This is a genomic window from Mycobacterium sp. E740, assembly GCF_001672895.1.
Lineage (GTDB): Bacteria > Actinomycetota > Actinomycetes > Mycobacteriales > Mycobacteriaceae > Mycobacterium.
This window is the reverse complement of the sequence record NZ_LZKP01000182.1, coordinates 1-19,514: the sequence shown is the minus strand read 5'-3', so window position 1 is coordinate 19,514 and position 19,514 is coordinate 1. Positions and strand designations below refer to the sequence as shown.

Below are 19,514 nucleotides of genomic sequence, written 5' to 3'. Positions count from 1 at the left end.
CGGCAGGACGGCCACTCGCTCGGCGCCGTAGAGGCGGATCAGCGAACTGCCCACGCCGTGCAGCAGCGGGTCGCCGCTCGCCACCACGTGCACGTCGCCGTCGGCGTCGTCCAGCAGCGTGCGCAGCGCGGGCAGCATCGGCGACGGCCACTCGCGGCGTGCGGCGACAACGGTGTCATCGAGCAGGTCCAGTTGGCGGCGAGATCCGTAAATTGTTGTGGCTCTGGCCAGCTCGGCCCTGGACGCCGCCGCCAGCCCCGCCATCCCGTCGGCTCCGATACCGACGACGACGATCATCTCGGCAACCTTCGCCACACGAACTGCGGTAAGAGTCGCATTCCGGCGAAAACCGGGCGCAGCACCCACGGCACCCAGACGGTGCGCCTGCCGCCGGTGAGCGCACGCGTCGTCGCCGTGGCCACCTGCGCAGGGGTGCTGGAGAACGGCGCGGGCGCCATCCCTTCGGTCATCCGTCCGATCACGAAGCCGGGCCGAACCACCAGCAGCCGCACTCCCGAACCGTGCAGCGCGTCGGCCAGGCCGCTGCAGAAGCCGTCGAGGCCGGCCTTGGCGGAGCCGTAGACGTAGTTGGCCCGTCGCACCCGCACGCCGGCCACCGAGGAGAACGCGACGATCGCTCCCGAGCCAACGTCGCGCATCGTCGAAGCCAGCACGGTCAACAGGGTGGCCTGGGCAACGAAGTCGGTGTGCAGGATGGCCGCGGTGTGCGCGGGATCCTTCTCCGCGAGTGACTGGTCGCCGAGGATCCCGAACGCCAGCACCGCGGTGCCGATCGGCCCGTGCTCGGCGACGATGGACTCGACGAGCGGGCCGTGCGATGCCAGGTCGTCGGCGTCGAATTCCCGCACGTGCACAGCCGCGGCGCCCGCGGCGCGAACAGCCGCCGCCTGCGCATCGAGGTCGTGCGCGCGCCGGGCGGCCAACACCACCGTCGCCCCGGGCGCCAGCCGGGTGGCCACCTCGACGCCGATCTCGCTGCGACCGCCGAAAACCACGACCAACGCCGGAACCGTGTCATTCACGGCAGCGATTATCTCCTGCGCTACGGTGAAGTCCGATGGCCCAGTCCAGCCGCCGGACGACCACCCGGCTCACCGACGACGCACTGGCGTTCCTGTCCGAGCGTCATCTCGCCATGCTGACCACGCTGCGATCGGACAACTCGCCCCACGTCGTCGCCGTCGGTTTCACGTTCGACCCCAAGACCCACATCGCCCGAGTCATCACCAGCGGCGGGTCGCAGAAGGCGGTGAACGCCGAGCGGCAGGGCGTCGCGGTGCTCAGCCAGGTCGACGGTGCCCGCTGGTTGTCGCTGGAAGGCAAGGCCAAGGTCAACGCGGAGGCCGACGCCGTGCGAGACGCCGAACTGCGGTACGCGCAGCGCTACCGCACGCCGCGGGTCAACCCCAAACGCGTCGTGATCGAGGTCCGTGTCGAGCGGGTGCTCGGCTCGTCCGACCTGTTGGACCGGGTGGCCGACGAATAGTCACCGAGCCGGCGCGACTCAGGTGACGGGCACCACCACCAGATCGTGCGAGCGGTTGTTGACCGACAGCGCGCCGTCGGCCGTGACGATCACGATGTCCTCGATGCGCGCGCCCCATTCGCCGGGGAAGTAGATGCCCGGTTCGACGGAGAACGCCATGCCCTCTTCGAGCGTGAGCGTGTTGCCCGCGACGATGTACGGCTCCTCGTGCACTGACAGCCCGATGCCGTGGCCGGTGCGGTGCACGAACACCTCGGCCAGCCCCTCGGCGGCCAGCACGTCGCGCGCGGCGGCGTCGACCTGTTCTGCGGTGATGCCGGGACGGACCGCCTCGACCGCCGCCTGTTGTGCGCGCTGCAGCACCGCGTAGCGCCGTGACACGTCGGGATCCGGCTCGCCGATGCTGTACGTGCGGGTGGAGTCGGAGTTGTAGCCGGGCTCGTAGGGGCCGCCGATGTCCACCACGACGATGTCGCCGGCGCGCAGCTCCCGGTCCGAGCATTCGTGGTGCGGGTCTGCGCCGTGCGGCCCCGAGCCGACGATGATGAAGGCCGCCGCCGAATGTCCTTCTGCCACAATTGCTTCCGCGATGTCGGCGGCGACGTCGGCCTCGGTGCGGCCGGGCACCAGGAATTCCGGCACCCGCGCATGCACGCGGTCGATGGCAGCGCCGGCCTTGCGCAGCGCGTCGATCTCCGCGGCGTCCTTGACCATCCGCAGCCGCCGCAGCACGTCGGTGGCCAGCACGGGCACCGCCCCCAGCACGTCGGCGAGGGGCAGCAGATGCAATGCGGGCATCGAGTCGGTGACGGCGGTCGCGACAGCGGCCCCAGGTGGGCCGCCGCCCAGAACCTCCCGCACCAGTGCGTACGGGTCCTGCCCGTCGACCCAGTCCCGCACCGCCAGCCCGAGTTCGGGAACCGCGGATTCCTTGAGCGCCGCCAACTCCAGCCGGGGCACCACGACGGTGGGGTCACCGGCGACGGGCAGCACCAGCGCCGTCAGTCGTTCGAAGGTCTGCGCCCGCGAGCCGACCAGGTAGCGCAGGTCATAGCCCGGTGTGATGACGAGGCCCGCCAGGCCGGCGTCGGCCGTGGCCCTGACGGCGGCTGAGAGTCGGTGCGAGTAGACGTCGGCGCTGAATCGACTAATCGTCATGGCCTTGAGGCTAATCCGCATCGCGTGGGGTGGTGACCGCGTGCGTGTCGTAAGCCGGCTCGGCGAGCGCGGCACGCGCGCGAACCAGCTCTGGCCACATAGCGCCGGCTGGGATGAGGTCGACGACGCTGCCGAGAGCATCAGCGGCGGCTCTGCCGCCGAAGTCCAGCTCGTCCAGCGCCACCCGTAGTTCGAACAGGGTGGCGCCTTGCCTGCGGGCCAGCTCGCGTGCCTTGACGGTATCGGCTCGACGCTCTTGCGACCCGGCGGCCGCTTGTGCGCGGAGTCGCAGCAGCTCGGCGTCGTAGAAATGCATCCCGGTTTCGTAGGCCCTGTTGAGCCCGAAGTCGAGCCGTTCACGCGCCGCCTCCGGCTGCCCCGCGGCGATCAACAGCCGCCCCAGTATCCCGTCGAATATGGTGGTGTAGATCTCCGCGCCCATCGCTCGCATCGAGGCGAGGGACCTTGTCACTGACGCGATGTGCGCATCGAGATCCACGGGCGCGGCACCGATTGCGGTCAACGCTCTGAGGGCGGCCTGCCACGTGGCACCGACCGGCAGCCACATGTCAAAGCCGTGTAGCTCGGCATCGGTGCTCAAATCGGCGGCGCTGAGCCTGGCGCGGGCGATCTGGCCCGCCTCCATATGCAGCCATGTCTCCATGGATCGCGTGAACGCATGGAGGTACGGACCGTCGGGGAATCCAGCGGCGTCAGCGGCGCGCGCCGACTCTTCGAGGCGGGTCTCGGCTGCGCGAAGGTCCGCGCGCATCAACGCGACCACGCCACGGTAAATGGCGTGCATTTCATTGTCCACGCTTCGCCGCCCGGAGTCGCGTGCCCCTGACGTTGCCCGATCCAGCGCAGCGGCGGCAGCGCTCAGATCGCCACGCATATGCGCCAGCGCCCCCTCCAGGCTGTCGATACCAGCGCGTGGCCAACGCTGTTGTCCAAAACCGTCGCGTAACGCTTCGATCACCTGGGCAGCCCGGCGCAGGTCTGCACGGACAAGGTAGTAGTTCGCCAGAGCGACCAATGTGAGGTACAGGTCGTTGTCCGTCAGAGTTCCACTGAGCCGCAGGCATCGTTCGAGATCTGTTGCCGCGTCACGGCTTTGATATCCCTCAGCGACCAGATTGAGCAGACCTCGGCCCAGCCGCAGGCCGGCCTCACGCCGATCGCGATCAATTCCGGACGTAGCGCGCTCGAGTTGGGCGAGCCCGCGCGTCAGACACGTGATCGCTTCACCCAGCGCACCGCGAAGGCGCGCAGTGTCACATGCGCGACGATAGGCCGCCGCTGCGTCGTCGAAGCGGTCGGCTTCTTCGTAGTGGTCGGCCACTCGCAACCAGTCGGGTTCACTCCCGCGCGTCATGGCGTCGGCGACTTTGGCGTGCAGTGCGCGCCTGACTGTGGGCGGCGCCAACTCGGCGGCGACTTCGCGGAGCAACTCGTGGCGGAAGCGCCAACCGTCAAGATCCCGACGTTCGAGAACACCCGCCACCTCGAGTTCGCTGACGATCTCATCGATCTCGCGGTCGCTCAACTCGACGACCGAGTACAACAGTTGCCGATCGACGTGACGGCCAATCACCGCAGCCGCCTCGACCACCCGGACGACCGTCGGACTTGCGCGGAGGCGGGCGAACAGCGGTTCGTACAGCGTTTCCGGTACGCCGGTCTGGCTGGTGCCCTTGACGATCTGCTCGATGTAGAAGGGCACCCCGTCTCCGCGCGCGACCACCTGGGCGCGCTGATCGGTGTCCAAGTCGCCATTGAGTGTGCTGACCAGCGCATCGCTTTCGCCATCGGTCAACGGACCGATTTCGAGCACTGCGCACCGGGGTAACTGGTCGACGGCGCCGTCCTGCCGCGCGGTCATCACCACCAGTAGTGTGCCGTCGCTCGCGTCCAACATCGCCGCGAGCACCTCACGGCTGGCCGGATCGAACCAGTGGACGTCCTCCGCGACCACCAGGCCCGAGCCATCGCCGAGATGGACGCGCAGATACGTCGTGATCGCTTCTAAGATCAGTTCATAGAGTTTCCGGCCCTCAGCGGGTACCGGTTCATAGCCGGCATCCGCAGCCAGGCCGAGCACCGGCGCCAGCAACAGGACAAGACTCGGCGCATCCAACCCGAGCACGGCGAGGTGACTGGCCAGCGCGTGTAATCGCTGGGCCTGTCCAGTGTTCCGCTCGATACGGCACTGGTGCTCGATGAGCGTGCGTATCGGATACAAGCCGGCGTCGGTGTGAAACGGTGACCCAATCAGTTCGACCACTGCTGCGCCTGAGGCTTGCGCGGTCTCGACGGCAGCGGCCGCCAGACGCGATTTGCCGATCCCTGCTTCCCCGACGAGGATCAGCCCCGGGGTTGTCAGCGCGCCCACCTTCGCCAGTGCCGTGCACTTCTCGATCTCTGCGAGTTCCCGAGCGCGCCCGACCAGCGGTCCGGTACCGGTTGTGCGCCGCTCACGGCGTTCCGCCACGACGTGGTAGTGAACGACAGGGTCGGCCACTCCCTTTACGAGAGATGCTGGACAGGCCGTCATCTCAAAGTCATTGCGTATCAACGCTTCTACGGCGTCGGAGACCACGACGGTGCCCGGGCCGGCGAGTCCTGATACGCGGGCGGCGAGATTGGCGGCCAGGCCGTAGACATCACCCTGAGCTGTGTCGAGATACACGAGCCCGCGATGCACTCCCACGCGGACCCCGATCCCAAACCCATAGCGTCTCTGTGCCTGTTCGCTGAGCCGCTCGACCTCACGGACGATTTCCAGCCCGGCGTACACCGCGCGGCAGACGTCATTCTCATGAGCGATCGGGTAGCCGAACACCGCGAGAAGCCCATCTCCCGCGGTGTTGCCGATATAACCCTCATACCGCCGGACGGCGTTGAGCACTTGTTCGCGATAGCGACCCACCAGGAGCCGATACGTCTCGGGCTCAACGCGCGTCGACAACACGGTCGAGTCCACCAGGTCGGCGAAAAAGATGGTCAGTCGCCGAATCTCACCCGGATCGGCCGGTGCCGCCAGCAGGTCTTCGGCTTCGGCGTTCATACTGTCGGCCGCCAGTACTCGTCCCGCCAGTTCCGCCGCCGTCGTGCGGTCACCCCGGTTGATCGCAGCGACCGCCTCATCCAGCAGCTCATCGATCGGCGTATCACTGCCGAACTGCGCGCCGCCGTTCACCGAGCGCGCTGGGCCGTCGCTCATGTGATCATCGTGGCACCCCTGCCGCCGCCACGAGGCTGAAGCGCCGCCTGGCAGGATCACCGATATGTCCTCCCTCGTGCTGCTCGACGGCGCCAGCATGTGGTTCCGCTCGTATTTCGGGGTGCCCAGTTCGATCAAGGCGCCCGACGGCCGCCCGGTCAACGCGGTGCGCGGCTTCCTCGACGCCGTGGCAACAGTGATCACCCGCGAGCGTCCCGGCCGCCTGGTGGTGTGCCGCGACGACGACTGGCGACCGCAGTGGCGCGTCGACCTGATTCCGTCCTACAAGGCGCATCGGGTGCTCGAGGAGAATCCCGGCGGCGAGCCAGACGTCGAGGAGGTGCCCGACGAACTCACGCCGCAGGTCGACATGATCTTCGAGATCGTCGACGCGTTCGGCATCCCGACCGCCGGAGCGCCGGAGTGCGAGGCCGACGACGTGCTCGGCACGCTGGCCGCCCGCGAGAAGCGCGACCCGGTCGTCGTGGTCAGCGGCGATCGCGACCTGCTGCAGTTGGTCCGCGACGAGCCGGTTCCGGTTCGGGTGCTGTATCTGGGCAGCGGTTTGGCCAAGGCCACGAAATGGGGCCCCGCGGAAGTGGCCGAGAAGTACAACGTCCCGGTCGATCGCGCCGGGCCGGCCTACGCCGAACTCGCGCTGCTGCGCGGCGACCCGAGCGACGGTCTGCCCGGGGTGCCAGGCATCGGCGAGAAGACGGCCGCGACGCTACTGGCGCAGCACGGCTCACTGGAGGCCATCCTCGCCGCCGCGAACGATCCGAAGTCCAAGATGAGCAAGGCGTACCGAACGAAGCTGCTCAAAGCCGCCGATTACGTCGAGGCGGCCGGCCCGGTCGTCAGGGTCGCCACCGACGCCGACCTCGACTGGTCCACCAAGTCCGATTCGCTGCCGCTGGCGGCCGAGCACCCGCGCAAGGTCGTCAAGCTCGCCGAGGCGTATGGCGTCACATCGTCGGTAGGCCGACTGCAGAAGGCCCTCGACGGGCTGCCCGACAGCTGAGCCGCTACTTGGGCCTGCCCACCTCGTAAGTGCCCTTGTCGTCCTGGAAGGTCACGGTCACCTGACGTTTGGTGCCGTCGATGCTGACCTCGCAATTGAACGTGCCGCCCTTTTCGACGGTCGGGTTCTGGCCGTCGTTGCACTTGACGTCCTTGACGTTCTTGGCACCGTAACCGTTGGCCTCGTCGGTGAGGATCTGTTGGACCCCGCTCTGGGCGGCGCCGATGTCGAGCTTGGTGGTGACGAAGAAACCGGGCTTCCAGAAGCCCAGCACGAGCACGACCGCGACGATCACCGCGGCCAGCAGGCCGATCACGCCGCCGACGACGGCCAGCGAACGCTTCGAGCCCTCCTCGGCGCCGGGCTGCTGATACTGCGGGTACTGGCCGTACTGCCCCGGCTGCTGACCATATTGACCGGGAGGCTGACCGTACTGGCCCGGCTGCTGACCATATTGAGGCTGCGGGTACTGCTGCCCGTATTGCGGCTGACCGTACTGCCCGGGCTGCTGATATGCCTGCGGGTTGTACTCGCCGGGCTGCTGACCGTACTGCTGCTCGGTTGCCGGGTACTGCTGCGGCGGCTGGTACGCCTGCTGCTGGTATCCCGGGTACTGCTGTGCCTGCTGCTGCGGGTCGTAGGCGGGCGGTTGCCACTGCGGCGCCGCCTGGGTGGGTTCGCTGCTCTGCTGCTGCCACGGCTGGTTGGTCGACGAATCGCTGGACGGCTGCTCCGCCGGCTGTTCCGGCTGCTGGCCGGACCATGACTGCGTCGGATCAGATCCCTGCGGTCCGCTCATCTCACTCCTTGTTCACCACGGCCGAGCCGCGAATACATCGGTGATTGCTCCCGACACACTACCCCGCATCAACAGCGACGACGCCCCGTCGAACGTCGTTGATCGCTCGTTTCGCGGTGGCTCGCAGCGCGGGGTCCGGCGCGGCGTTGCGCACCTGGTCGAGCAGGTCGAGCACCTGGCGGCACCAGCGCACGAAATCGCCTGCGGACAGCGGCGATCCGCTGCCCGTCGCGTCAGAGGCCGCCAGCGCGCTGGTCAGGTCGCCGGTCGTGGCCCACCGGAAGATCGCCGCGACGAAACCGTCGTCGGGCTCCCGACTCTGGCTGATGCGGTGACGCTGCTCGTCGGCGCGCAGCTCCGACCACAGCCGCCTGGTCTGGTTCAGCGCCCGCCGCAGCCGGCCCGTCGGAATGTCGACACCATCACGCCCGCCCGGCGTGTCACCGCGCGACTCGAAGAGCACCGCGGAGAGCACGCCCGCCAGCTCCGCCGCGTCGAGGCCCTCCCAGATGCCGCTGCGCAACGACTCGGCCACCAGCAGGTCGCTCTCGCTGTAAATCCGGGCCAACAGCCGGCCGTCGTCGGTGACCGCCGGATCGTCGGCCGGCCCGGCGATGAATCCGCGTTCGGTCAGTAGCACCACGATCCGGTCGAACGTCCGCGCCAGCGAGTTCGTCGCCGCAGCCACCTTCTGCCGGATCTGTTCGTTGTCGCGCTCGATGCGCAGGTACCGCTCGGCCAGCCGCGCCTTCTCCTCCCGGTCGGGCAGGTGGTGCGCCGGATGTGCCCGCAATTGTCCTCGGAGGGCGGCCAATTCGGGATCGATGTCCGGGTCGGCGCCGCTGCGCTTGCCCTTACCGGCCGGCACGTCGAGGCGCTCGGCCGCCGAGTTCAGCGCCGACGCGAGGTCGCGCCGCATCCGCGGGTTGCGGTGCTCGACCCGTTTGGGCAGCGGCATCGAGCCCAGCGGCGGCGACGCGCCCGAGTAGTCGGCGGACGAGATGCGGCCCGCCCAACGGTGTTCGGTCAGCACCAGCGGCCGCGGATCGTCCTCGTCGCGAGCCGGTTCCAGGACGACGGCCAGGCCGCCGCGCCTGCCGTGGCTGATCGAGATGATGTCTCCGCGGCGCAGCGACGCGAGCGCTTCGTTGGCTGCCCGGCGCCGCTGCAACCGTGATGCCCGAGACTGAGCGCGCTCGCGTTCGGATATCTGCAGCCGCAGGCGGACGTAGTCGAGAACGCCGGCGTCGGCCTCACCCAGTTCGCCGGCGATCTCCTCGAGCATCCGCTCGCCACGTTCGATGCCTCTGCGCAGCCCGACCACCGAACGGTCCGCCTGGTACTGCGCGAACGAACTCTCCAGGAGCTTGTGCGCCTGCGCCGGTCCCATCTGCTGGACGAGGTTGATCGTCATGTTGTACGACGGCGCAAACGAACTGCGCAGTGGGAACGTCCGGGTCGATGCCAGCCCGGCCACCTCGGTGGGCTCGACGTCAGGTGTCCACAGCACCACCGCGTGACCCTCGACGTCGATGCCGCGGCGCCCCGCCCGCCCGGTCAGCTGGGTGTACTCCCCCGGTGTCAACGGCACATGTTGCTCGCCGTTGAACTTGACCAACCGCTCGAGCACCACCGTGCGCGCCGGCATGTTGATGCCCAAAGCCAATGTCTCGGTGGCGAATACCGCTTTCACCAGGCCGGCGGAGAACAGCTCCTCGACGGTGTGGCGGAACACCGGCAGCATGCCGGCGTGGTGGGCCGCCAGCCCGCGCAGCAGTCCTTCGCGCCACTCGTGGTAGTCGAGGACGATCAGGTCGGACTCGGGCAGATCACCGCAGCGACGCTCGACAACCTCGGCGATGCGGGCCCGTTCCTCGTCGGTGGTGAGCCGCAGCGACGACCGTAGACACTGCTTGACGGCGGCGTCACAGCCCGCGCGCGAGAAGATGAACGTGATCGCGGGCAGCAGCCCTTCGCGGTCCAGCGTGCCGATCACGTCGGGTCGCGACGGCGGGCGGTACATGCTCGGCCTGCCCCGGTTGCGGCCGCGCCCGCGCGGCTGCCAGTCGACGAGCCGCTCGGCCTCACGCCGATGTGCGATGTGGCGCAACAACTCCGGGTCGACGAGCAACTCCCGGTCGCCCTTGACCGCTCGGGTCGCGCGGTAGTCGAACAGGTCGAACAGTCGCCTTCCCACGAGCACGTGCTGCCACAGCGGAACGGGCCGGTGCTCGTCGACGACCACCGTGGTGTCGCCGCGCACGGTCTGGATCCAGCCGCCGAACTCCTCGGCGTTGCTGACCGTCGCCGACAGGCTCACCAGCCGCACCTCGTCGGGCAGGTGCAGGATCACCTCCTCCCACACCGCGCCGCGCATCCGGTCGGCCAGGAAATGCACTTCGTCCATCACGACATACGAAAGCCCATGCAGCGCCGAGGAATTCGCGTACAGCATGTTGCGGAGCACCTCGGTGGTCATGACGACCACGTCGGCGTCGCCGTTGATCGACTGGTCGCCGGTGAGCAACCCGATCTTCTCCGGTCCGTACCGCCGCACGAGATCGTTGTGCTTCTGGTTGCTCAGCGCCTTGATCGGCGTCGTGTAGAAACACTTTCCGCCCGCGGCCAACGCGAGATGCACCGCGAACTCCCCGACGACGGTCTTTCCCGCACCGGTCGGCGCGCACACCAGCACACCGTGCCCGTTCTCCAGCGCCTCGCAGGAGCGACGCTGGAAGTCGTCGAGCGTGAACGTCAGTTGCTCGGTGAAACGGGCCAGCTCGCAGCCCAATTCATTAGGTGGCATCGTCATCGACCACGTACCGCGTCGACGTCGGCACGGCACTGGGCGCCTCGACAGGCTCGACCGGACCGATCGGCGCGGCCGCGTCGTCGGGCACGTCCTCGAGGGCGGCGCGGCGTGCCTTGCGCCGGTCGTGCACGCGGGCGATCTGAATCGCGACCTCGAGCAGCACCGTCAAGGCGGCCGCCAGCGACAGCATCGAGAACGGATCCGAGCCGGGAGTGAACACCGCGGCGAACACGAACAGCGCGAAGATCAGGCCGCGGCGCCACGCCTTCAGCCGCTCGTAGCTGAGCACGCCGACCCCGTTGAGCATCACGATCAGCAGCGGGAACTCGAAACTGAAGCCGAACACCAGCAGCAGGTTGATCAGGAAGCCGAAGTACTGGTCGCCGGACAGGGCGGCGATCTGCACGTCGCTGCCGACGGTCAGCAGAAAGCCCAGCGCCGTGGACAGCACGATGTAGGCCAGTACCGCGCCGGTGACGAACAGCGCCGCGCCGACGGTGACGAACGCGACGGCGAACCGCCGCTCCTTCTTGTACAGGCCGGGGGTGATGAACGCCCACAACTGATAAAGCCACACCGGGCAGGCCAACACGATGCCTGCGGTCAGCGCCACCTTCAACCGCAGCATGAACTGGTCGAACGGCGCGGTGGCGAGCAGACGGCATTCGCCGTCGGGCGCGATGGCTGCGCGTGAGGACGCGGGCAGCTTGCAGTACGGAGCGCGGAGCCAGTCCCCGAGGCTCGGCAGACCGAAGACACCGTGGGTGTACCAGATGAAGCCCACGATCGTCGTGACGACGACGGCGGCCACCGCGATCAGCAGCCGGGTCCGCAGCTCATGCAGATGCTCGACCAGCGACATCGTGCCGTCGGGATTTACCTTGGAGCGGCGCCTGCGGGGATCGAGTTTCTTGAAGAGTCCTGGGGTCTGCACGGCATGCCTACTGACGCGGCATCATGCCGCGGTTGGGTGACCGGTGATGATCAGGCCGGACGTTTGTCCGACGGCTGCTCGGTCACCGGAGCTGCGCCGGCAGGTCCCGCGGTTCCGGTGTCGAGCCGCTCCGAGGCGATCGGAGTCGCGGGCTCCCGCGCGTCCGGCTTGGAATCGGACTGCATCTCCTTGATCTCCGACTTGAAGATCCGCATCGACTTGCCGAGCGAACGCGCGGCGTCAGGGAGCTTCTTGGCACCGAAGAGCAGCACGAAGACGGCGATCACGATGAGCCAGTGCCAGGGTTGCAGACTGCCCACTTTGGTTACCTCCAGACGTCGCGGCCAGTCTACTCGCTGACCTCGTATGCCCTCAGCGCCGCGCTGGCCGACTCACGGACGCGCGCGGCCAACTCGGGCGGTTCGAGCACGCGCACGGCCGACCCGAAGCCGAGCACGAACCGGGCCATCCACTCGTCGGAGGCGTACGTCATCGCGGCCTCACAGGCACCGTCGGGCAGTTCGCGGACGACGCGCAGCGGGTAGTAGTCGAACATCCACGCCGCCGACCGGTCGACCCTCAGCAGTGCGGAAGGCAGCGACGGATCGGCAGGGTCGGCGTCGAACAATGAGGTGTCGGGCTGCGGCTGCACGGCCGGCGGCGGGGGCGCCGAGGGTTCGTCGAGGGCGTGCGCGTCGACGATGCGGTCGAACCGGAAAAGACGCACCCCCTCGGCCGACCGGCACCACGCTTCCAGGTAGCTGTGGTCGGCGACCAGCACCACCCGGATCGGGTCGACGACGCGGCTGGTCAGTACGTCGTGAGACGCCGAGTAGTACTCGATCGAGAGTGCCAGCCCGTCGCGTACCGCCTGACGAACGGCCGCGGCGGCCTCACTCTCGATGGGCGCGGGCTCCTCGACCGCCGCACCGTCGTGACCGACGGTGCCCGCGGCGGACTCGATCTTTGCGATCGCGCTGCGCGCGGCCTGCGGATCGACCATGCCCGGGATGTCGGCCAGTGCACGCAATGCCACCAGCACGCCCGTCGCCTCCGGCGATGTCAGCCGCAGCGGATGGTCGATACCCGCGGTGAACGTCACTTCGATTGTGTCGCCGGAGAATTCGAAGTCGATCAGATCGCCAGGCCCGTAGCCGGGAAGGCCGCACATCCACAATTGATTGAGGTCGTCCTGCAGCTGCTTGACGCTGACACCGAGGTCTGATGCCGCCTCGGTGTAGGTGATCCTCGGGTTGGCCTGGAAGTACGGGACCATATTGAGCAGCCGGACCAGTCGGGTCGAAACAGTCGTCACGATTGCACCGCCTGAGCGCGCAGCCGGGCCAGCACGTCCTCGCGCAGCGACTCGGGCTCCAGTGCCACCGCGTCGGCACCGTAGCTGGCGACCTCGCGGGCCAGCCGGTCGAACATGCCGATGTCGACGGTGATCACTTGGCCCGCCCGGCCGTTGTGCGTCTGCGGCGCCACCGTGGCGGCCCGTCGACGCAGTGCGGTGCCCCGGCCCTCGGCGATCCACACCTTGGCCTGTCCGCCGGACGGCCACTCCCCGACCGCGCGGTCGACGATCTCGCGCAGGTCAACGCCCGGTGGCCGCTGCACCGCCCCGGGCGGTCCGATCGCCGTCACCTCGGCGCCGATGCGCGAGAGCCGAAACGTGCGCGTAGCGTCGCGGTCGCGGTCGTGGCCCACCAGATACCAGCGGCCCTTGTCCGTGATGACGCCCCAGGGCTCCACCGTCCGAGTGGCGTACGGCTCGCTGCGCGACGGCCGGTGCGAGAACTGCACCGCTTGCCCGGAATCGATGGCGGACAACAGGATTCCCAGCACCTCCTCCGATCCGCGCAGGCCCGGCAGCACCGCGGTCGACGTGATCGCCGGCGCCGCGTCGACGGCGTCGATGTCGATGCCGGCCGCGCGCAGTTTCAACAGCGCGCCCTGAGTGGCGGTGATCAGTTCCGGGGATTCCCACAGCCGGGTGGCCACGGCGACGGCGGCAGCCTCGTCGGAGGTGAGTTCGACCGCCGGAAGCCGGTAGGCCTCGCGGTTGATCCGGTAGCCCTCCGTCGGGTCGAAGTGCGAGACGCGCCCGGTCTCCAGCGGGATGCCGAGGTCACGCAGCTCGTTCTTGTCGCGTTCGAACATGCGCGAGAACGCCTCGTCGCTGGGGCTGTCCGAATATCCAGACACCGTTTCGCGGATTCGCTCGGCGGTGATGAAGGTCCGTGTCGACAGCAGCGCGATCACGAGGTTCATCAGCCGCTCGACTTTGGAGATCGCCACTCGACACAGCTTAAGGCGTAGCGCCCGCACCCGTGACGGCGCGAGACTGCGGCCAGATCGGTGCCCCGACGAAATTTGCGATCTACCCGCAGTCTCGGCGGGTATGCCTACCCACCCGTCACACCGAGCAACAGTTTGTGGAGCTTTCCTCGCGATTCACCGCCCGATCGTCGATCGCTGTGACAGCTGAGGAGAGAGTGTCGAATCGTGTGACCTGAGCCGCCGGCCGCAGTCTCGGCGGGTAGGTATGACTACATCGAGGCGATGAGCCGCTTCACCCGCTCGTCGACCGACCGGAACGGGTCCTTGCACAGCACCGTGCGCTGCGCCTGATCGTTGAGCTTGAGGTGCACCCAGTCGACAGTGAAGTCGCGGCCGGCCTCCTGGGCGGCGCTGATGAACTCGCCGCGCAGCTTGGCCCGGGTGGTCTGCGGCGGTGTGTTGACTGCGGCCTCGATGTCCTCGTCGGTGGTGATCCGCGCGGCAAGTCCTTTGCGCTGCAGCAGATCGAACACGCCGCGGCCACGCTTGATGTCGTGATACGCCAGGTCGAGCTGGCTGATCTTGGGATCCGACAACTCCATGCTGTAGCGGTCCTGGTAGCGCTGGAACAGCTTGCGCTTGATCACCCAGTCGATCTCGGTGTCGACCTTCGCGAAGTCCTGGCTCTCGACGGCGTCGAGTTGGCGGCCCCACAGATCGACGACCTGCTGGATCTGCGTGTTCGGCTCGCGGCTCTGCAGATACTCGACGGCCCGCGAGTAGTACTCGCGCTGGATGTCGAGCGCACTTGCCTGCCTGCCCCCGGCGAGTCGCACCGGGCGGCGGCCCGTCAGGTCATGGCTGACCTCGCGTATGGCGCGGATCGGGTTGTCGAGCGAGAAGTCGCGGAACGCGATCCCGGCCTCGATCATCTCCAGCACCAGCGACGCGGAGCCCACCTTGAGCATCGTGGTCGATTCGGACATGTTCGAGTCGCCGACGATCACGTGCAGCCTGCGGTACTTCTCGGCGTCGGCGTGGGGTTCGTCGCGGGTGTTGATGATGGGGCGCGATCGCGTGGTGGCCGAGGACACGCCCTCCCAGATGTGCTCGGCGCGCTGGCTGAGACAGAACGTCGCCGCCTTGGGCGTCTGCAGGACCTTGCCCGCGCCGCACAGCAGCTGGCGGGTGACCAGGAACGGCAGCAGCACGTCGGAGATCCGCGAGAACTCGCCGGCGCGCACGATCAGGTAGTTCTCGTGGCAGCCGTAGGAGTTTCCGGCCGAATCGGTGTTGTTCTTGAACAGGTAGATGTCCCCGCCGATACCCTCGTCGGCCAGCCGCTGCTCGGCGTCGATGAGCAGGTCTTCGAGCACGCGCTCGCCCGCCCGGTCATGGGTGACCAGCTGGGTGAGGTTGTCACACTCGGCGGTCGCGTACTCCGGGTGACTGCCCACGTCGAGATATAGCCGCGCGCCGTTGCGGAGAAAGACGTTCGAACTGCGGCCCCACGACACGACCCGCCGGAACAGATACCGTGCCACCTCGTCAGGGCTCAGCCGGCGATGGCCGTGGAACGTGCAGGTGACACCGAATTCGGTCTCGATGCCCATGATCCGTCGCTGCACGTCATCGAGACTACTGGTTGCCCGGCTGCCGCGGTGGCCAAGCCGCGCCGATCAGAGTTGACAATTCAGCGCGAACACGTCAACCGCGCGTGCCTGTGGATAACTGGAGCGCCGGTGGCGGCAGAACTGCCAGCATGAGGCATGGGGGGCGAGCGGCCGACGGTGTCTCAAGCGCAAGCATGGCGGCCCGATTCGCTGCGTGAGGCCGCCGACCAGTTCTACGCGGCCGCGACCGACGTTCATGTCACGCTCGACGTCGCGGTTCAGGGCGTCGGCGCCAGCCACGAGTTCTGGACCGGTTCCGCGGCGGAGGCCGCGCGCCGCGATGCACTCGCTTTGGGCCGGACGTCGGAGGAGTTGGCGCGCGCCATGGTGCTGGCCGCCGTCGCGGCCGCCGACGGCGCCGACCAGATCGCCCGCGCGCGCAGCGACGTGCTCGATCTGGTGGACACTGTCCGATCCGAGGGCTTCGTCGTGGGTGACGACGGCATCGTCGCGGTTGGTGCTGACGCGGCGCAGCTGCTCGTCGCGTTGTCGGGCGGCAGCCGCCCGGTGGCCCACGACCTGCTCGGTGCGCGGGCCGCTGAGCTGACGCGGCAGGTCGTCGCCGCGCTGGACCGGCTCGCGGCCGCCGATGCCGACGCCGCGGCCGACATCGCCGAGGCTCTCGCCGCGCCGGTTTCGCGGCCTCCGGCCACGGTGCCCGCCGGGGCGGCGGTGCAGCCGGGTGATGTCGTCGCCGGGTGGCCGGCGATGAGCCAGGATCGCATCGCCGACCAGATCGCCGCGATGACCCCGGAGCAGCGGCAGCGGCTCGTCGACGAGTTTCCGCGGGAAGTGGGCAACACCGACGGCGTGCCCTGGGAACTCAGGGTCGCCGCGAACCGCACGAACATCGCCGAGGCGATCCTCGAGGAGCGCGACCCGGTCCGCATCGCCTTCTACCGCGGACTGCTCACCGAGATCGACGACCCGGCGGGCGGCGGCCGTCGCATCGACCGGCAGATACTCGCGTTCGATCCCGCCCGGAGCTCGCTTGTGGAACTGAACGGGAATCTCGCCGCTGCCGAGAGCGTCGCCGTGCTGGTTCCCGGGATGAACACCACCATCGAGGGGTCGGCCGCCAACACCGCGACCGCGCGTCGGTTCGTCGCAGGGTCACACGGCGCCGTCGCGGTGATCACCTACCTCGGCGGCCCCTTTCCCGGTGACGCCAACGTCGCCGCGGCGCTTGTCGAGGCCGCCGACCCGCGGTACGCATCGGCGATGGCGCCGCGGTTGGTCGCGTTCAGTGAGGACGTCGACCGCACCGTCGACGCGACCGGACGGCTGGTGCCGGTCACCTACATCGGCCACTCCTACGGTGGTTCGGTCCTCGGGACCGCAGAAGCGCTGGGACTGACGGCCGACCGCACTCTCTATGTCGCGGCGGCCGGCGCCGGTGTCGGTGTCGACGATCCCGGCGACTGGCACAACCGCAATCCCGACGTGCTGCGGTTCTCGATGACCGCCCCCGGAGATCTGATCGAGTTGGTCCAAGGGATTCCCGGCGGACCGCATGGCGCCGACCCCGACTGCATGCCCGGCGTGATCCGTTTGCGCACAGGACATTACGACGATGGGCGGCTGGTCGCCGGTCCCGCGGCACACAGCGACATGCTCAATGTGCCGTCCGATTCCTGGCGCAACATCCTCGCCGTGATCACCGGCGACCGCGAGCTGATCCAGGTGGCGGGCTGAGTCTTCGGATATTGCGGCCGGGAGAAACTCGGCGAGAATGGGCGGATGTGGTCGCGCAGCTCGCCGGTCGACGGGTTTCGGCTCGCTTACGACCGGTTCGGCAGCAGGGGCGCACCACCGGTGGTGCTGCTGCACGGTTGGCCCGGCAATCGCCACGATTACCGCCGGGTGGTACCTCTGCTCGGCGCGGCCGCCGACGTCATCGTGCCGGACCTGCGCGGATTCGGCGCTTCCGACAAACACGCGGTCGCCATCCGGCACTTCTACAGCGCCACCGCGCAGGCGAGCAGCATCATCGGTTTGATCAGGGAGCTGGAACTCTCGGACGTGGTGCTGGTCGGGTACGACGTCGGCAGTCGCGTCGCGCAGAGTGTCGCCCGGATGCAGCCGGATCTCGTGCGGTCGCTGGTGCTGTCCCCGCCGCTGCCCGGCGCCGGGGACCGCGTACTGACCGCCAAGGCGCAGAGCGAATTCTGGTATCAGGCGTTCCATCAGCTGCCGCTGGCGGCGCAGTTGCTCGACGGCAACGCCGAACTGGTCCGCGCCTATCTGCGGCACTTCTGGACGCACTGGTCGGGTCCGAATTTCGTTGTCTCCGAAGACGAACTGGAGCGATTGGTGTCTGACTACGGCCTGCCCGGCGCGTTCACCGCCTCGATCGCGTGGTACCGCGCGGGCGCAGGCACCATCGCACAGTCGCTCACCGAGCTTCCGCCCGATAGGGCAATCAAGATTCACGTGCCCACCGATGTCGTGTGGCCGCGGCATGATCCGCTGTTCCCCGCCGAGTGGTCGGATCGGCTAGGGCACTACTTCACCGACGTGGAGTTGCACTTCGCCTTCGACGCAGGACATTTCACGCCACTGGAATGCCCCGAGCAGATCGCCGAACTCGTCCTCATTCGCGCTCGACCCACCCCGGCCGTCGGGTGAACGGGTCTCGAGCAGAGCTACTCTCCTGAGCTCTCCGCGTCCTCAGTCGTCTCGGTGACCTCAGGCAGCAAGGCTTCCAGTGCAGCGCCGGTGATCCGGCGGAACGCGCGGCGCGGTCGATTCGCATCGAGGATGGCCACCTCGAGAGTCCACGGCCCCAGCACACGTTGCTCTGAGCCGCCGTTGCCGGCCGCCTGCAACGCTTCGACCGCAATCTTGACAGCGTCGTCCAGTCCGGCGTTCTCGGTGTAAGACTCGTTGAGCGCCGCCGCGATCGGATCCGTCGTACCGCCCATCACCACGAAGTGCGGCTCGTCGGCGATCGACCCGTCGTAGGTGATGCGGTACATCTCGGGCGGTTTCGTCTCCCCGTAATGCGCGACCTCCGCGACGCACAGTTCGACCTCGTACGGCTTGGCCTGCTCGGTGAAGATCGTGCCCAGGGTCTGAGCGTAGATGTTGGCCAGCTGGCGCCCGGTGACGTCACGGCGGGCGTAGGCGTATCCCCTGGTGTCGGCGTACTGGATGCCGCCACGGCGCAGATTGTCGAACTCGTTGAACCGGCCGACCGCGGCAAACCCGACTCGGTCGTACAGCTCGCTGACCTTCTGCAGTGAGCGAGAAGGGTTCTCGGCGACGAACAGCACCCCGTCGGCGTATGCCAGCGCGACGACGCTGCGCCCCCTGGCGATACCTTTGCGCGCGAGCTCCGAACGCTCGCGCATCGCCTGCTCAGGCGAGATGAAATACGGAAAGCTCACGAATCTCCCCGCGCATCTGTCGAACGGTGGACCGCATCGGGACCGAAAGTATCGGAGCGCGAGCGGTTGTCGATTACCTGACGGGCGAACTCGGCGATGCGTTCCTCGGGCACCTCCTCGGCGCCGTCGGCACCGATGATCACCGCGGTCGGATAGATACCGCGGACCAGGTCCGGCCCGCCGGTCGCCGAGTCGTCGTCCGCAGCGTCGTACAGCGCCTCGACGGCCACCCGCAACGCCGAATCTCCGTCGCGCACCTGTGAATACAGCTTCTTCATCGACGACTTCGCGAATATCGAGCCGGAGCCCACCGACTGGTAACCCTCTTCCTCGATGTTCCAGCCGCCCGCCGCGTCGAAGGACACGATCCGTCCGGCCGCTTCCGGGTTCGAGTCGTCGAGGTCGTAGCCGGCGAGCAAGGGCAGCGCGACGAAGCCCTGCAGCGCCGCGCCGAGATTGCCGCGCACCATGGTCGCGAGCCGGGATGTGCAGAAGGTCTACATCACCGACGACTACACCGCCACCGGCATCGCCGGTACGGCGGCGATCGCGGTGGAATTCGCTCGGCTCTACGCCGTCGAACTCGAGCACTACGAGAAGCTCGAAGGTGTCGCTCTGACGTTCCCCGGCAAGGTGAACCGGCTCGCGACCATGGTGCGCGGCAATCTCGGCGCGGCGCTGCAGGGCTTCGTCGCGCTGCCCTTGCTCGCCGGCT

The 19,514-nt window shown here is 68.2% G+C and carries 16 protein-coding genes and 2 pseudogenes; 5 read left to right on the top strand and 13 right to left on the bottom strand.

Translation table 11 applies throughout. The features are described 5' to 3' along the window. Together A5663_RS17885 and A5663_RS17880 are read right to left on the bottom strand one after the other, a co-directional pair. Nucleotides 1–297: SAM-dependent methyltransferase (locus A5663_RS17885; protein WP_231976821.1), on the bottom strand; the 297-nt coding region annotated here is incomplete at its 3' end. After that, entirely contained in the window at nt 294–1,043 is a 750-nt protein-coding gene (locus A5663_RS17880; protein WP_068152010.1) for an SDR family NAD(P)-dependent oxidoreductase, read from the bottom strand. The genes A5663_RS17880 and A5663_RS17885, both read right to left, overlap by 4 nt. Nucleotides 1,044–1,078: 35 nt before the next feature. Here A5663_RS17880 and A5663_RS17875 point away from each other — a divergent pair, with 35 nt between their 5' ends. After that, nucleotides 1,079–1,507, top strand: a complete 429-nt coding sequence (locus A5663_RS17875; protein WP_068152008.1) for a F420-dependent biliverdin reductase — start codon at nt 1,079–1,081, stop codon at nt 1,505–1,507. Between the two features lie 18 nt (nt 1,508–1,525). Here the strand turns inward: A5663_RS17875 and A5663_RS17870 are convergent, their stop codons facing one another. Then, entirely contained in the window at nt 1,526–2,665 is a 1,140-nt protein-coding gene (locus A5663_RS17870) for a Xaa-Pro peptidase family protein (protein WP_068152005.1), read from the bottom strand. Between the two features lie 10 nt (nt 2,666–2,675). Then, nucleotides 2,676–5,888: an adenylate/guanylate cyclase domain-containing protein gene (locus A5663_RS17865; protein WP_068152002.1), complete on the bottom strand. Its 3,213-nt coding sequence runs from the start codon at nt 5,886–5,888 to the stop codon at nt 2,676–2,678. Nucleotides 5,889–5,952: 64 nt separating this feature from the next. On the opposite strand from A5663_RS17865, the gene A5663_RS17860 reads away from it, so the two are divergent. After that, nucleotides 5,953–6,909, top strand: a complete 957-nt coding sequence (locus A5663_RS17860) for a 5'-3' exonuclease (protein WP_068152000.1) — start codon at nt 5,953–5,955, stop codon at nt 6,907–6,909. Nucleotides 6,910–6,913: 4 nt separating this feature from the next. Here A5663_RS17860 and A5663_RS17855 read toward each other — a convergent pair whose 3' ends face one another. The 7 genes from A5663_RS17855 to pafA form a co-directional block, all read right to left on the bottom strand. Further along, the gene (locus A5663_RS17855; protein WP_068151997.1) at nt 6,914–7,708 is read right to left on the bottom strand and encodes a DUF4333 domain-containing protein; all 795 of its coding nucleotides are present in this window, start codon (nt 7,706–7,708) and stop codon (nt 6,914–6,916) included. Nucleotides 7,709–7,766: 58 nt separating this feature from the next. Beyond that, nucleotides 7,767–10,514, bottom strand: coding sequence for a DEAD/DEAH box helicase (locus A5663_RS17850; RefSeq protein ID WP_369816661.1), 2,748 nt, complete (start codon nt 10,512–10,514; stop codon nt 7,767–7,769). Further along, nucleotides 10,504–11,454: a twin-arginine translocase subunit TatC gene (tatC, locus tag A5663_RS17845; protein ID WP_068151992.1), complete on the bottom strand. Its 951-nt coding sequence runs from the start codon at nt 11,452–11,454 to the stop codon at nt 10,504–10,506. The genes A5663_RS17850 and tatC overlap by 11 nt, the downstream gene beginning before the upstream one ends. A 50-nt stretch (nt 11,455–11,504) precedes the next feature. Beyond that, on the bottom strand, nt 11,505–11,774 hold the full coding sequence (gene tatA / locus A5663_RS17840) for a Sec-independent protein translocase subunit TatA (protein ID WP_068151990.1): 270 nt from the start codon (nt 11,772–11,774) through the stop codon (nt 11,505–11,507). A 29-nt stretch (nt 11,775–11,803) separates the two neighbouring features. Then, nucleotides 11,804–12,769: a YafY family protein gene (locus A5663_RS17835; protein WP_068151988.1), complete on the bottom strand. Its 966-nt coding sequence runs from the start codon at nt 12,767–12,769 to the stop codon at nt 11,804–11,806. Beyond that, nucleotides 12,766–13,755 (bottom strand): YafY family protein, encoded by a 990-nt coding sequence (locus tag A5663_RS17830; RefSeq protein ID WP_068151985.1) that lies wholly within the window; start codon nt 13,753–13,755, stop codon nt 12,766–12,768. Before A5663_RS17830 ends, A5663_RS17835 begins: the two co-directional genes overlap by 4 nt. A 251-nt stretch (nt 13,756–14,006) precedes the next feature. Further along, entirely contained in the window at nt 14,007–15,365 is a 1,359-nt protein-coding gene (pafA, locus tag A5663_RS17825; protein ID WP_156744536.1) for a Pup--protein ligase, read from the bottom strand. 141 nt (nt 15,366–15,506) lie between these two features. Here pafA and A5663_RS17820 point away from each other — a divergent pair, with 141 nt between their 5' ends. Both A5663_RS17820 and A5663_RS17815 read left to right on the top strand, forming a co-directional pair. Then, complete coding sequence (locus A5663_RS17820) at nt 15,507–17,105, top strand: alpha/beta hydrolase (protein WP_068151982.1); 1,599 nt, start codon at nt 15,507–15,509, stop codon at nt 17,103–17,105. 45 nt (nt 17,106–17,150) lie between these two features. Beyond that, entirely contained in the window at nt 17,151–18,038 is an 888-nt protein-coding gene (locus A5663_RS17815) for an alpha/beta fold hydrolase (RefSeq protein WP_068151980.1), read from the top strand. Between the two features lie 17 nt (nt 18,039–18,055). Here the strand turns inward: A5663_RS17815 and prcA are convergent, their stop codons facing one another. After that, entirely contained in the window at nt 18,056–18,799 is a 744-nt protein-coding gene (gene prcA, locus A5663_RS17810) for a proteasome subunit alpha (protein ID WP_068151978.1), read from the bottom strand. Further along, nucleotides 18,796–19,284, bottom strand: a pseudogene (gene prcB / locus A5663_RS17805) (proteasome subunit beta); the annotation flags it as partial. The pseudogene prcB and the gene prcA, both read right to left, overlap by 4 nt. On the opposite strand from prcB, the pseudogene A5663_RS17800 reads away from it, so the two are divergent. Further along, nucleotides 19,268–19,514: pseudogene (locus tag A5663_RS17800) on the top strand (proteasome subunit beta); the annotation flags it as partial. The pseudogenes prcB and A5663_RS17800 overlap by 17 nt on opposite strands.